Origin of the sequence: Paenibacillus sp. VCA1 (genome assembly GCF_031583795.1) — a bacterium.
Lineage (GTDB): Bacteria > Bacillota > Bacilli > Paenibacillales > Paenibacillaceae > Paenibacillus_AQ > Paenibacillus_AQ albilobatus.
Genome location: NZ_JAVLSX010000004.1, coordinates 557314 through 571000, shown reverse-complemented (window position 1 = coordinate 571000; position 13687 = coordinate 557314). Strand labels below are relative to the sequence as shown.

10 protein-coding genes are annotated in these 13687 nt (G+C 50.8%); 2 read left to right on the top strand and 8 right to left on the bottom strand.

Annotation, left to right across the window (positions count from 1 at the left end):
- Positions 1 to 352: 352 nt before the first annotated feature.
- Positions 353 to 1435 carry a peptidylprolyl isomerase gene (locus tag RJP21_RS11850; RefSeq protein ID WP_310859445.1) on the bottom strand — a complete coding sequence of 361 codons (1083 nt, stop codon included), beginning with the start codon at positions 1433 to 1435 and terminating at the stop codon, positions 353 to 355.
- A 283-nt stretch (positions 1436 to 1718) separates the two neighbouring features.
- On the opposite strand from RJP21_RS11850, the gene RJP21_RS11845 reads away from it, so the two are divergent.
- Positions 1719 to 3047, top strand: coding sequence for an NCS2 family permease (locus tag RJP21_RS11845; RefSeq protein WP_310859444.1), 1329 nt, complete (start codon positions 1719 to 1721; stop codon positions 3045 to 3047).
- A 79-nt stretch (positions 3048 to 3126) separates the two neighbouring features.
- Here RJP21_RS11845 and RJP21_RS11840 read toward each other — a convergent pair whose 3' ends face one another.
- The 7 genes from RJP21_RS11840 to RJP21_RS11810 all read right to left on the bottom strand — a co-directional run bounded on the left by RJP21_RS11840 (position 3127) and on the right by RJP21_RS11810 (position 11716).
- On the bottom strand, positions 3127 to 4494 hold the full coding sequence (locus RJP21_RS11840) for an ABC transporter substrate-binding protein (protein WP_310859443.1): 1368 nt from the start codon (positions 4492 to 4494) through the stop codon (positions 3127 to 3129).
- Between the two features lie 135 nt (positions 4495 to 4629).
- On the bottom strand, positions 4630 to 5466 hold the full coding sequence (locus RJP21_RS11835) for a carbohydrate ABC transporter permease (RefSeq protein ID WP_310859442.1): 837 nt from the start codon (positions 5464 to 5466) through the stop codon (positions 4630 to 4632).
- 14 nt (positions 5467 to 5480) lie between these two features.
- Positions 5481 to 6392 (bottom strand): carbohydrate ABC transporter permease, encoded by a 912-nt coding sequence (locus RJP21_RS11830; protein ID WP_236575881.1) that lies wholly within the window; start codon positions 6390 to 6392, stop codon positions 5481 to 5483.
- 220 nt (positions 6393 to 6612) lie between these two features.
- The gene (locus RJP21_RS11825) at positions 6613 to 8208 is read right to left on the bottom strand and encodes a response regulator transcription factor (RefSeq protein ID WP_310859441.1); all 1596 of its coding nucleotides are present in this window, start codon (positions 8206 to 8208) and stop codon (positions 6613 to 6615) included.
- Positions 8208 to 9932, bottom strand: coding sequence for a sensor histidine kinase (locus RJP21_RS11820; RefSeq protein ID WP_310859440.1), 1725 nt, complete (start codon positions 9930 to 9932; stop codon positions 8208 to 8210). Before RJP21_RS11820 ends, RJP21_RS11825 begins: the two co-directional genes overlap by 1 nt.
- Positions 9933 to 10030: 98 nt before the next feature.
- The gene (locus tag RJP21_RS11815; RefSeq protein ID WP_310859439.1) at positions 10031 to 11158 is read right to left on the bottom strand and encodes a glycoside hydrolase family 88 protein; all 1128 of its coding nucleotides are present in this window, start codon (positions 11156 to 11158) and stop codon (positions 10031 to 10033) included.
- 219 nt (positions 11159 to 11377) lie between these two features.
- A complete protein-coding gene (locus tag RJP21_RS11810; protein WP_310859438.1) occupies positions 11378 to 11716 on the bottom strand; it encodes a TFIIB-type zinc ribbon-containing protein in 339 nt (112 codons plus the stop codon).
- 202 nt (positions 11717 to 11918) lie between these two features.
- Between RJP21_RS11810 and RJP21_RS11805 the strand changes: the two genes are divergently transcribed.
- Entirely contained in the window at positions 11919 to 13655 is a 1737-nt protein-coding gene (locus RJP21_RS11805; protein ID WP_310859437.1) for a pyrroloquinoline quinone-dependent dehydrogenase, read from the top strand.
- The last annotated feature ends 32 nt before the right edge of the window (positions 13656 to 13687 follow it).

The window sequence follows — 13687 nt, the reverse complement described above, 5'->3', positions numbered from 1 at the left end:
AGATGGTAACAGTCTGTCAGCCTAAGATGCTATATGCACTGTCTTAGGACGGGCTGATGAGACAGCCCTGAACTTGGGGGAACTACGGTTAGCAGAAATGCACGACCGACTACCACCCAAGAATCCCAATGATACCAAAGGTGTCAGCTTGCGGCTTTAGCCGTGGGAGTCTCAACTCCTATACTATCCACGTAATAAGTCGTTCCGACAGCCTTCGCCTCAGGCGGCAAAGCGATCACCAATGAACATAACATGGTGAAAATCAGAATCATGCCGATTGTTTTTTTGAATCCCTGTCGGTTCAATGAGCAACATTCCCTTCCATTTTTATTTATGTAATGCCTGATCGGCTTTACATTTGAAATGGCTTGTACAGTTGATCGTTTACGACGACCTTTGCCTCTGACACCCGTTGACGAACGTATTCGGCATATCGGTCATCGATGTAGTCTTTTAATGCTTGGTCCTTCACGGTATCAAAAGACAAGTAGCGGGAGCCGGCCTTGACGTTCTCCAAACATTGGACCAGAAAAAAACGGCCGTTTTCTTCGATGATTCCGCTGATTTCTCCTGCCTGAAGCATCGAAGCCGCTTGAGCAACCGGACTTGCAGCGTTATGCCTAAAGCGATCCAAAGAATAGGACTGTTCGGTTACCTGTCCGTCCGGACCGATTTCCTTTGCCGCTTGCTCGAAGGACATGCCGCCTAATATTTTCGATGAAGCAGCTTCGATTTTTTGCTTCGCCTGGGCCTTCAGCATCTCATTTTCATCCGAGTCCGCTTTAGGAAACGATATCGATAATAGCCGCACGTTCACGGCTGCAGGCGCTTCGTACAACTCGCTTTTTTTCGTTTCGTAAAACTGCTTCAGCTGATGTTCGTCGGGTTTCCAGTCATGTTCCATGAAACGTTTTTTGACGGATAATATTGCATTGGTCATCACATATTCGAAATAAGCGTCCTCCGTATATTGGGCGGGCCCGAAGACGACCTCTTTTTTCTCGATGGCCTTTTTTCTTCTTTCGTTTTCATCTGAGAGGTTTTGCAAAAAAACGCTGTAACGGATATCCGTCAGCACCCCTTGCTCTTTGGCGATGATCTGTTGGATTTTCAAGTTCACGCTTTCCTCAAGCGCCTTCTTTTTTAATCGTTCGATCGGAACTTCCCCGCCATAGGACGCGTTCCAAAACGAAGCCGATTGAACAGCGCCATATTTTTCGTAAAAATAGTCGATCACGCGGGCTTTATTCGCTTGCACGGCTCTTTGAAATTCGTTGATTTGGACGGGTTCGCCGTTGACCGTCGCGATCGGATCGTTTGCGGAATCGGTTTTGGAGAAAACAGGCCTTTGAACGAAAATGAATAACATGATCGCCATGACCGCCATGCCGGCGATGATCCACACATTCGATCTGCTTATTTTACGTTTCGTCATCCCCATAGGCCCCCTCGTCATTAGATTTTCTAACAAATGAAAACGACGGATCTGTATAAAATGGTCAGAAATATCCAAATCATGTTATATATGCTTCGCAAATCCATTATAGTTCCGGGTGGAAAACGCTTACAATTTAGAGTTATTTACTTTTGTTTCATTTTCTTTACTTCATGGATTGATAATTGTGGTACAATCATCCACATGACGGTTTTCTGCCGTCTATCTTTCAATACCATTGAAAGGGTTGGGTGAGGGGCTACAATGGAAAGCAGGTATTCGGTTGGTCCACCAAGAAAAACAGGCATCGTCGCATGCAGAGGAGAAAACTTCACCTAATCCGTCTTCCCGCCTCGCCCCGAGCGCTTGGCGGCGGGAGCTGTTAGCGGGAGCCGTATCTTTTATTGCGATCGTCTACATTATCATTGTCAATTCATCCATATTGGCGGATGCCGGCATTCCGCAAGAAGCAGGCATCATTGCCACCATTCTGGCGTCGGCGGCAGGCTGCTTCATCATGGGCATCTGGGGCAAAGCGCCTTTGATCATCGCGCCCGGCATGGGGATCAACGCCATGTTTACGTACACGATCGTGCAAGGCATGGGGTTGACGTGGCAGCAGGCGCTGGCCGTCGGCATGATGTCCGGCGTATGTTTTTTGGCGATCAGCATGACTCCGCTCATCGAAAAGCTGCGGAAGGCCATTCCCGCCTCGCTGCAGGAAGCCATCTCGGTCGGCATCGGCCTCATGCTCGTCCTGATCGGGCTGCAAAAAGGCGGCGTGATCGCAGCCGATCCTTCTTCGGTGATTGCGGTGCAGTCGTTTGCCGATCCGGGCGTTCTGGTCACGCTTTTGACGCTGGTGCTGACTTGCATCCTGTACATGCGCAACGTGCCGGGCAATTTGCTGCTGGCGATCATCGGGGGAACGGTGCTGGCCTATCTGTTCGGAGCGGCGCCTCACACGTCTGCAAACGTCGGGGGCTCCTCCTGGGCGTCTTTCGGAGACGTGTTCGGCCATTTGTCGGTGAAAGGCGCGCCGGTCGCCACGTTGGTTGTCGCGGTTTTTTCGCTTACGCTGGTCATCGTGTTCGAAAATGTCGGACTCATTAACGCCCAGCTCAATATGAGTGGCAAGTCCGAACGTTTCAAGCGCGCCATCCAAGCGACGTCGTTTACCGTCTTTTTAAGCGGCATCTTCGGCACGAGTCCGACGGTGTCCACGGTCGAAGCCGCTGCGGGCATCTCCGCGGGCGGAAAAACCGGCTGGACGCCGATCGTAACGGGATCGCTGTTTTTGGTTTCGCTCATCGCATTGCCGGTCATCACGCTTGTGCCGGATCAGGCGGTTGCGCCGATTCTCATTTTTATCGGCGGCTTGATGATGCCGGCCGTTCGCAACATTTCCTTTAAACGGCTGGAAGAAGGTTTTCCCGCGTTTTTTGTCATTGCCTTTATTCCGCTCCTACACAGTATCGTGGACGGGATCGCGATCGGCTTTATCAGCTATGCGCTGTTCCATGTCGCGGTCGGCAAAGCACGTGAAGTGAAACCCCTTTTCTACATCATTTCGCTTCTTTTCGTCATCTATTTCGTGCTGCAGGCGATGTAAGCCCGGCGACGAAGAAAGCCCGCACCGAACGTTTTGGCGTTCGGCGCGGGCTTTTTGGTTTCTGGCGTGACTTTAATGATTATTTTGCTTCTTTTTCGTTAATGATTTTGGTCGCTTCGTCTACCATCCATTTTTGGACGGCGTCGATCGATTCGTTGCTCAGCATGAATTTGCTGAATCCGTCGTCAATGACCTTTGTCAGGTCGGAGGAGCTCGTCGTTACGATTGGCGAAGCATCCAAATATTTGATGTCCGGACCAAACAGACTGTTTTTGAGCGATTCCACGTCATACATGTCCTTGTTTTTGCCGACCAGACGGTCGAGCAATTTATTAGGGTCGGACTTCTTCCAGCCGGAGAATTCCATTCTCGATTCGGAGTCCGTCGTTGTCATAAAGCGCATCAGCTTATAGGCTTCCTCTTTATGTTTGGACGTCGCGCCCATCGCGAGCTGGCCGCCGCCTACGAAATATTTGCCGCCTTCATAATCTTTAGGCAAAGCGTTTTGCGGAGGAAGCGGTACCGGCGCAAACGCCGTCTTGAAATCATGCGGGTACTGCTCCACGTTCCCCGGATCCGGGATCATGAAACTTCCCGAAAGCAGCATCGCCGCATCGCCGCTGAAAAATTCGCTCCGGTAGTTCAGCTTGGCCGCAAGCGTATCGGCATAAGGCTTGGCCGACTTATCGACCGTTTCCATGTCTTTACGCAGCTGGAAGAAGTATTTGTACGTCGGATCCGACAGAATGGTGGTTCCGTCGTCGTAGCGGAACGGATCCTTCATGACGGTTTGCGCCGGTGCGTTCATGTACAGCTCCCAAGTGTGGAAATACGTCCCGTAACGCTTGTCCACACCTTCGCCTTTCGTCAGCTTTTTCGCGTATTCGCGGAAATCGTCCCAAGTCCAGCCGTAGGTCGGCACGGGCAGGCCCGCTTCGTCCAAAGCGTTTTTATTCAGCAGCACGAACTGGTACCCCGCCGTCATCTGCATCCCGTAATATTTGTCGCCGACCTTCGGATTCACGTAATACTCGTCTTCCGGTTTGACTCCTTCTTTTTGATAGAATTCGTTCAACGGAGCAAGCGCCCCTCTGGCCGCTCTTTCGATGACGGAACCCGAGCTTGGCACGTTGACGACGTCAACCGCTTCGCCGGACGAAATCAGGAAATCAAGCTTTTTCAGCATCTCGACGGAATTGCCGGGAACAAGCACGACGTGCTCGACCTTAATATTCGGGTTTTGCGCCTCGAATTCTTTGAGCATCGCGTCCGTGGCGGCTTCCTGATCGGCATTATCCCAGTTGTAATATTTGATCGTGACCTGACCGCCCGACGATTTCCCGCCGTCGGCCGAATTGGAGTTGCCGCCGCAGCCGCTCAGCGCGGTAAACGCTGCCAACAACAGGCAAAATGAAGCTATAAGATTCCGTTTGCTTTTCCTTCTCATTTTTCTGCCCCCTAAATATGGAAGTTCCTCAGCCTTGCAACATCAGTATAATGACTGGCCGCGGCATGCAAGTGCATAATTTTGAGGTATATCGATCATTTTTTTGACTTTTTGGCATCCCGGCCTCAAAATCATTCACCCTTTAACGCCGCCCAAGGCAATGCCGTTGATTACTTGTTTCTGCAAAATGACGAATACGATTAAGAGCGGTATGATCGCAGAGAGCGAAGCCATCATCATAATGGCATCGTTCGTCGTGTAATCGTCCCGGAACAAGGTCATGCCGAGCGGGATCGTATACAAGTTTTTCGTTTGCAAAAAGATGAGCGGATTCTGATAATCGTTCCAGGACCAAATGAATTTAATAATGGCGACGGTCGCCAGCACCGGCTGGCAAAGCGGAACGATAATCGAAGCGAATGTCCTTAGGTGACCCGCCCCATCGATTTTTGCGGCTTCAATGTATTCATCGCTGATCCCCGTCATAAATTGGCGGAGCAAGAACGTGAAATAAATCGAAAACATGCTCATCAGGATAAGCGCAATATGCGTGTCATACAATCCCATCCAGCGGATGAGCATAAAACGCGGAATGAGCGTGGCTTGGTCCGGAATGATCATAAAGGCCAGCAGCGCCGTAAACACCAGGTTTCTCCCGCGGAATTTCAGCTTTGTGAACGAATACGCGGCCATGGTCGACACGAGCAGCGTAATGATCGTTACGATGACGGCAACCTTGATGGAATTGAAATAAATATGTAAAAACGGCACCTTCCCCATCCAGACCGCTTTGAAATTGTACACCACATTGATCGATTTAGGAATCCAGTCGATCGGAAAACGCATGACATCCTTTTCGAATTTAAATGCCGACGAAACCATCCATACGAACGGAATCAGGAATAAGACGGATAAAGCCCCCATGAACAAAGTCGTTATCAGTTTGGAAATATTTCTGCGTAGAAACGGCATGGTCTTCCTTCCCCCTACTCTTCTTTTCTCATTTTCCAGGTTGCCGCCGTGATGACCGCAATGATGGCAAACAGCAGCCAGGAGATTGCCGAAGCATACCCCATGTTATAGTTGACAAAGCCTTCCTCATAGATCCGGAACACGATGACCGTCGAAGAATTATCCGGCCCGCCTTCGGTCAGGTACGAAATGATATCGAAGACTTTAAAGGAGCCGATGAGCATCGTAATGAGCAGGAAAAAGGTCGTCGGGCGAAGCAAAGGAACCGTAATCTTGAAAAACTTCGTCAGCCCCGTCGCGCCGTCGATTTCCGCAGCCTCATAAAGTTCGTTGGATATGTTGGTGAGGCCGGCCATGTAAATGATGATCGTATAACCGAGACCGGCCCAGGAACTGATGATGGCGATCGAGATCAGCGACGTTTTCGGATCCACCAGCCATTTCGGAGGATTCGAGATGCCCAGGTCCATCAGAAACTGGTTGACCGGTCCCAGGGAGGGGTGGAACAACGCGCTCCATACGGCCGCGACGGCAATGATGGACGAAATGTAAGGGATAAAAAACACAACCTTGAAATAGTCCTTCCAAAACACCTTGTTATGGATAAGAACGGCCAGCACGAGCGCGATCGCGATCGGAACCGGAACCGTCAGCACGGTATAAATCAAATTGTTTTTTAATGCTTTCAAAATCGTCGGGTCATGCAGCATATGAACGTAATTTTCAAGCCCGGCGAATTTGATGCCCGATATCCCTGACAGAAGGTTCCAGGAAGTAAAGCTCAAATAAAGGGAGAATCCGAGCGCAAACACGTTCAGCAGCAGCATTCCGACGATCTCCGGCGCAAGGAATAACCAGCCGACGAGGGCTTCCTTCCGTTTCGGAGTCCAAAATTTTCGGGAATCTTGAGGTTTTTCAGTCTTCAAGATTGGTTTGGCAGCTTCCACTTGTATCACCTCAACATGATTTGTTCTAGCGTTTAACTCATGTCTATCTTAAAAAAAATCCATCCTTTTCGAAGGATGGATTCTGACCTGGTACGGGTAAAATTTTGACTTCTTGCCTCCAGGATTTTGCAATTCGATTCCGGCCTTGGATTTTTGCAAAATCCTCGCTTCTCGTGATCTTCAGAGATTTATCGCGGCTTCATTTTGCATATTTTCCGACGGCATGTTTTGTTTTGTACTCGCTGGGCGTCATCCCTATGTATTTCTTGAATACTTTGGAAAAATAGGTTCGATCCGAGTATCCAAGACCCATCGCGAGGGATTCCAGGGTTTGCCCGGAGCTTTTCATCATTTTCGCCGCGATGCCCATCTTGTATTGGTGGACGTAATCCGTAAAGTTGATGCCGGTCAGCCGCTTGAAATACCGGGAAAAGTAGCTTGAATTCAAATACAAGTACCGCGCCATGTCAATCGAAGTAATATTGTCTGCCAGATGCTGGTCGATGAATTGCTGGATCATTTGCAATTTCGGCTCGCGAATCGCCGCGGACGCTCCCTTTTGCTTGTGCTGGGCGATAAAGGCGAGTTGTCTTTCGGCAAGCTCCATGACATCTTCCAGAGTTCTGGCGTCGGCAAGGTACGCGTATCGGGTTTCATCCGACTTTTTTTCCGAGAACATCATATCAATGCCGCGCAGGAGCATCGTAATCTCGCGTACGAAATCGTCGGGTTCGAACCGTTTCTCTTGGGCCAATTGTGCCAAGTTTGCCATGAGCTCGCGGATGCTCCGCATATCGTTCCCCAAGACCGCCCTTTCCAGATCCGATTTGTATCCATCCAAAATTCGCTGCGGCAGAGGAAAAAACAATTGCCTATGAAGGAATCCCATATCCGTTGCCGTAAATTCCCCGTTCGCGTAAAACTCGTGTTTATGCCGGATCATTTGATGATAACAGGAGCCAAGGTCGGCCAGTCCGATTTTATCCGTCACGGCGGAAACGTTCAGCCGCAATTTCAAAAACCGTTCCGCCCCGGAACGCAGCTCCCGCAGAAACGCTTGAAAATGGGAATATGCATTGCCGGCTAAATTTTGCCGGAAATTGTACATAACGATCAGGTGATCCTGCTCCAAAAACGGCGTGATCCCCTCGTAAGAAGCGGCAAGCTCGACGGCAATATTGTAAATGGCGTAGGAAATTAACGAGACGTTGCTCTGAACGTACAGCTGTTCATAAGACGAGTAATGCAAATGCACTATCCCCATCATGAACCAGGGGTATTCCCATGAAATCCCGAGCCCTGCGGCATATTCCCGCGTCGTTTGCGGATCCACTCCGTCCAAAATGCGCTGCAGCAACCCTTGTTTGAACAAATCGCTGCTATAATTGGACGTTTTCTGATACAAGGGCGTCACTTTGGAATGAAGAGAGCGGATCGACTTTTGCAGGCTCTGTTCGAGCTGCTCGGCCGTCAGCTGGTCTTTAAGCAGATAATCGTCCGCATTCAGCTTCACCGCCTGCTGGGCATAATGAAAATCCTCATGGCAGGTTAAAAAGATGACACGGATGTCGGGCTTCATATGGCGAAAAGCTTCCGCAAGCTCGATCCCGTTTTTTTGCGGCAGGCCGATGTCCGTCACGACGATATCCGGCCAAGTCTCTTGAAATAGATGCAGCGCTTTGGCGCTGGAGTAGGTCGACCCGACGATGCGCAGCCGAAGCTCATCCCAATCGATCATTTGCTTCAGCACCTTCAGCATCGGAACGTCATCATCAATCAACATCACTTTAAGCATTAGCTCGCATCCCTTCCTGGAAGTAATGAGCGGATTTCGTGGTCCGGAATGTGAAGCACGGCGGTGATACCCCGTTCCGTATTCGGCATGAGCGCAATCGTGGCCTCGGAACCGAAAGACAAACGCAGCCTTTGGGCGACGTTGATCAGGCCGACCCTGTCATACGGGTCATCCGGGCCGGAATCGCAGCTTTGCAGCCGTTCATTCAGCATCAGCCGACGTTTTTCTTCGATGCCGTCCCCGTTATCCTCGATTTCGATGGTTATGAAGCCGCGGCTTTTTGTGGCGCGAATCGTTATTTGGGCGTCCGGATGATCCACCAGCCCGTGCACGATGGCATTTTCGATCAAAGGCTGGAGCATCAGCTTGGGCATGGTCCACGAAGCGATTTCCGGATCCAGCTCAACCTCGAGCCTAACGGGAATGTCGTTCCGGATTTTCATAATATCGATATAATGCCGCATCAATTCGCACTCATCCCGCAAGGACGTCGGTTCGTTAAATTTCATGTAAGCCCGGAGCAAACTCATTAAAGAATCGATAATTCCGCTGTGCAGCCGGTCCTTCTGCAGAATCAAGCTGCATTTGATCGAATTAAGCGTATTGATCAAAAAATGGGGGCGAATTTGCATAAACAGCGCTTCCAGCTCCATTACCCGCTTCTGCTCCTGTTCCCGCTCGATATCGTGGACCAGGCGTTGAAGCTGATCCAGCATCGTGTTTAACGTTTGGCTCAGCTCGGCGATATCGTTCCGCCCTTTTACCTCCAGCCTGACGTCCAAATTCCCCATCCCGAACTGGCGGACGACGCGCTGCAGCTTCTGGATCGGCCTGTGGAGCCTTTTGGCGATATACATCGAAGAAATCGAAAAGATGATGAAGAACAAAATGACGCCGCCGATTCCCGCGTAAAACGTCCGCGATATTTTCCCGGTAAACGCCTCTTTGTTCGCCTCGTACACCAGGGTCCAGTCCGTTTTGTCCAGCGTCACTTCCGTACGTAAGGACGATGCGGGAACGTTCGGATCGGGAGCGGAAAGCTCCTCGCTTCCGGCAATGAGGTTTCCTTTTGCGTCCAATAAAGCGACCTTGCCAAACCCGACCGGTTTCAACAATTTTTCAAAATACGCCTGGTTAATCCCGATAATCAGCACAGATAAATACTGCTTCTCGTGGCTGTCAAAAATGACTCTGGCGATGTAGTAGGTTCCGTCTTTGCCCGAGTCGTTTCTGTCCATGCCGAGCCACTGCAGGGTTTCCGGCTGGTTGAAATTGATTTTGGCATACAATTCGTCCAGGCGGTCGTTGACTCCCGTCGTGTCGTCCTCGCTTGAGGGGATAATAAAGCGTTTTCGGTTTACCAGATACATCCGGGTATTGTTGTTCAACGGCTTCGACGTAATTAAGGAAAACACGCCTTTGATCTCCGTAAAGTTGGTGTAATCGTCATAGCTGCGCAGACGGTCCGTATCCGCGAAGTTTTTCAAATATTTTTTGAAGCTCGTATCATTCACGATAAAATGGGATGCGAACGTCGCATCGTCAATCGTTTTTCCGATTTCGTCGACCATGACGTTCAAAAAGTTCTCGTTGGTCAATTGCAGCTTCTCCACCATCGTTTCCTTGATCAGGACAAAAGAAATCACCGACACGGTAATGATCGGAACGATAATAAACAAAAGGAATGACAATTGGATCCTGCGGTAATAGTTCAGCTTGAACATGGGTGACTTTCTCCTCTTTCATGCTTCTGAGATGATTATGCTACCCGTATCGTATCGCGCTTACGGCCATGTTGTCATTCATTTTATCGGCATTGCGCTCATTCGCGTTCATACCAGTATCCGGTCAGACCTTTTTCCATCCGCATCAAGGCTTCCAAATAGAAGTAGTCGCCCCAAATCATGTAATCATCAGGCGATATTCCTCCATGGACGTAATACGATCCGTGCTTCAACAGTCCTTCCGCATCTTCTTCGCCGATCGTGGCATACCGCTCCACCAGGCTCGTCATGGATTTCAGGAGCATGTCCTGAAAATAGGAACGATCCGGGTCCTGTTCATCCAAATGGGAGATCAGTTCCAGCAAACCCGCCGCCACGATCGCGGAAGCCGAGCTGTCCCGGTAGGTGTCGGCATGGACGGGGGCATTAAAATCCCAATAAGCGACGTGGTCTTCAGGCAAATGCTCCAGGAAATACCGGGCAAGACGCTTCGAGGATTCCAGAAACAGCGGGTTTTTCGTATACCGGTAAGATAATGCAAAACCGTACACGCCCCAAGCCTGCCCGCGGGTCCAGGTCGAACCGTTCGAATAACCTTGGTGGGTCGCTCCCCCGATAGGTTCGCCGGTTTCCGGGTTAAAAAAGAACGTATGGTAGGAACTGTCATCTCCCCGGACAAGATAACGCCTGGACTTCTCCGCCTGCACGGCCGCCGCATTCCGGTAGACCGGATCGCCCGTCTGTTCGCTCGCCCAGTACAGGAGCGGAAGGTTCAGCAGGCAGTCGATAATGATCCGTCCCGCTTCCTTGGCGTCGTCTTTCCGGCCCCAAGCCTGGATGTAGCCGCCGGGCTCGCGCCACCGTTTCATCAGCGCATCCGCGGCTTGCAGCGTCAATTGCCGGGCCGATTCGTCCCGGCTTACGATCCATTGCGCTTTTGAGGAAAGCGAATACAAAAATCCGATATCATGATGATCCAGCACCACATGCTCCTGCATGCGCTTGCGAAAACTTGCGACCGTGGCTTCGGCTGCTTGACGGAAACGTTCATTCCCGGAATATTCGTAGCAGAGCCACAACATCCCGGACCAGAATCCGTCGGTCCAATCATCGTTATCGTTCAGCCCATAGGTTCCGTTCAGGCTCACATGCGGGAATTTATCCCCGAATCGCTCGATGTTTCTTAACGTTTTGGCAACGGCGTCTTCTATCGCTTGGGTCCACATTTCAAGACACATCCCCTATCCATTTTTGTTTCAGGTTTTAGAACCATCATAACGAATCGGAGTTGCCGTCATGCGCGCAAATTTTATCTGTGGCGTGCAAAATTTTGACTTTTTTGAGGCGCTCCCCTCACGACGAAAGCCCGGATGATCATCAAGATCATGCCGGGCTTTCGGATTTTATCGACTGGCGTATGGTCGGAGCGGGATGATGATCCTTGTTTAATCAAACAAGTCCCCAAACACGTCCAATACGCTTTTTTTCTTTTTCTTATACGGATATGGGGAATGGCCGTGTTTGTCATACTCCGGGTAGTGCTGCTTTGGCGGCGGGTCATGGTGCCCGGACGGCTGCCGGTGTTCTTTAGGCGCGTGATGATCTCCGGAATCCCCATAATACCATTCGTTATATTGGGGGCGTTCTTCCCGGACGTTCGCCATCAGCTTGTCCAGTTCCCCCCGGTCCAGCCACACCCCTTTACAGGTTGGGCATATATCGATCAGGATGCCGTTCTTCTCTACTTCCTTCATGCGCGAATCTTCACAAATCGGACATTTCATTGCAAATTCCTCCTTGGGATTCCTCTTTACGGTTCATACGGCTTTGAGCCGAAACGGTTTCTCTTTTTCGGGCCGCGTCATTCACGAGTTTCCGCAGAAGTGAATCGCCAAATACATGACGGCAACGTCCGGAATTTTTTTTGGCATGGATGGAAATAGTACCATAAAAAGTATCTGAATAACACAAAAGGAGATTGCTCCGATGAAAACAACTTACTTCAAGATCGGTATTGCCATTTTAAGCGCAAGTGTTGTGATAAGCGGCTGCGGTACCAGTACGAACAAAACCACCCCTTCCGAGCCTGCGCCAACGACGCCGTCCAAGAGCACTCCGCCGGCTGCGCCGGCAAAAGTAACGGGGACTTCTTTTAAAAACTTCGGCACGTACGGCTTTGATTTGAAAAATACGCGCCATGTACCTTATAAGGAAGTTACCGCCGAGAACGTCAAAGATTTGGGCGTTATTTGGAGCGCGGATCTCAAAGCATTGGACAAGGACGTCAAAAACGGAAACCAATGTTACCCTGTCGTCGTCGACGGAGTTGTTTACATTACGACAGCCGGAAATCAGGTGTTTGCCTTCGATGCCGTCACCGGCGGACAGATCTGGCATTGGAAACCCTCCGCGGAACAGGCCGCGAACTTCAGCAAGGCGGGGATCATCGCAAACCGCGGAGTCGCTGTAGGCGAAGGCAAAGTGTTCATGCTCACCGTCGACAACCATATCGTTTCTTTGGACCAAAAAACGGGCAAGCTCATCAAAATGGTTCCGATCTCCGACTCCGTCAAAGGCGTAACCTTGGAGAACGGTTATTACGAGACGACGGCCCCCGTGTATTATAAGGGGAATATTTATATCGGCAGCAGCGGCGGCGACAACGGCATCCGCGGCTTCGTGAACGCGTACAAAGCAAGCGATCTGACGCCGGCGTGGGATACTCCTTTTTGGACGGTTCCTCCCAAAGGGCAAGGCTGGCTAGCAAACAGCAAGTTCCAAGGGGGCGGAGCGGTCTGGAATCCTCCGGCCATCGACGAAGAGACGGGCATCATGTACTTTGCCGTCGGCAACCCCGCGCCTGACTTTTACGGCGAATCGAGACCGGGCGCCAATCCCCATACGGATTCGGTCGTAGCCGTTAATGCCGCCACGGGCAAACTGATCTGGGCGAAGCAGGAAATCAGCCATGACCTTTGGGACTACGATGCCGCCGCCTCTCCGATGATTCTGGATGCCACCGTCAAAGGAAAGAAACAAAAGATTGTCGTACAAGGCGGGAAATCCGGACAATGGTATGCTTGGGATGCGAAAACCGGGAAAGTGATCTGGGACGGCATTCCTTTCGCAAAGATCGCTCATCCGAAACCGACGCCCGAAGGCGTGACCGTTTATCCGGGCGTGCTTGGCGGTGAAAACTACGCCCCCGAAACGTACGATCCAAAAACCAATTACGTGCTGATCCCGGGGATCGAACAAGGCGCCGTCATCAAATCGGCAAAAAGCCAGGACGAAGCTTCGACACCTAATGCGCCGGGAGCTGCCGCATTCGGCACATCGGAGCTGGCGCCGTCCAACGACGTTCCTTACGGAACGATCACCGCGATGGACGTAAATACCGGCAAAAAGGCATACCAGATCAAAACCAAAGACCCGATGCGCGGAGGTTTTACCAGCACGGCAACCGGGCTCGCGTTCTATGGCGAGTTGGACGGAAAAATAAACGCGCTTGACATTAAATCGGGAAAAGTCATTTGGACCTTCCAAACGACAGGCAATAGCGTACAAGCCGCTCCGGCGATTTTTACCGTGGATGACAAACAATATATGGCATTCACCACCGGCGGAACGACGCCGAAGGTTTTCGTGTTCGGGCTGGGCGGAGACAAAACGCAAGGTCAAGCAGGTACCGCGGAGGACACGAACGCGCATCAGTCAAAATAATAACCTATCAAGGAATCTAACGGGGTAAAGCT

Excerpts from the sequence above, each read along its gene's own strand:
- RJP21_RS11810 (WP_310859438.1), bottom strand. The coding sequence starts at position 11,716 with ATGAAATGTCCGATTTGTGAAGATTCGCGCATGAAGGAAGTAGAGAAG.
- RJP21_RS11840 (WP_310859443.1), bottom strand. The coding sequence starts at position 4,494 with ATGAGAAGGAAAAGCAAACGGAATCTTATAGCTTCATTTTGCCTGTTG.
- RJP21_RS11825 (WP_310859441.1), bottom strand. The coding sequence starts at position 8,208 with ATGCTTAAAGTGATGTTGATTGATGATGACGTTCCGATGCTGAAGGTG.
- RJP21_RS11820 (WP_310859440.1), bottom strand. The coding sequence starts at position 9,932 with ATGTTCAAGCTGAACTATTACCGCAGGATCCAATTGTCATTCCTTTTG.
- RJP21_RS11805 (WP_310859437.1), top strand. The coding sequence starts at position 11,919 with ATGAAAACAACTTACTTCAAGATCGGTATTGCCATTTTAAGCGCAAGT.
- RJP21_RS11815 (WP_310859439.1), bottom strand. The coding sequence starts at position 11,158 with ATGTGGACCCAAGCGATAGAAGACGCCGTTGCCAAAACGTTAAGAAAC.
- RJP21_RS11850 (WP_310859445.1), bottom strand. The coding sequence starts at position 1,435 with ATGACGAAACGTAAAATAAGCAGATCGAATGTGTGGATCATCGCCGGC.
- RJP21_RS11835 (WP_310859442.1), bottom strand. The coding sequence starts at position 5,466 with ATGCCGTTTCTACGCAGAAATATTTCCAAACTGATAACGACTTTGTTC.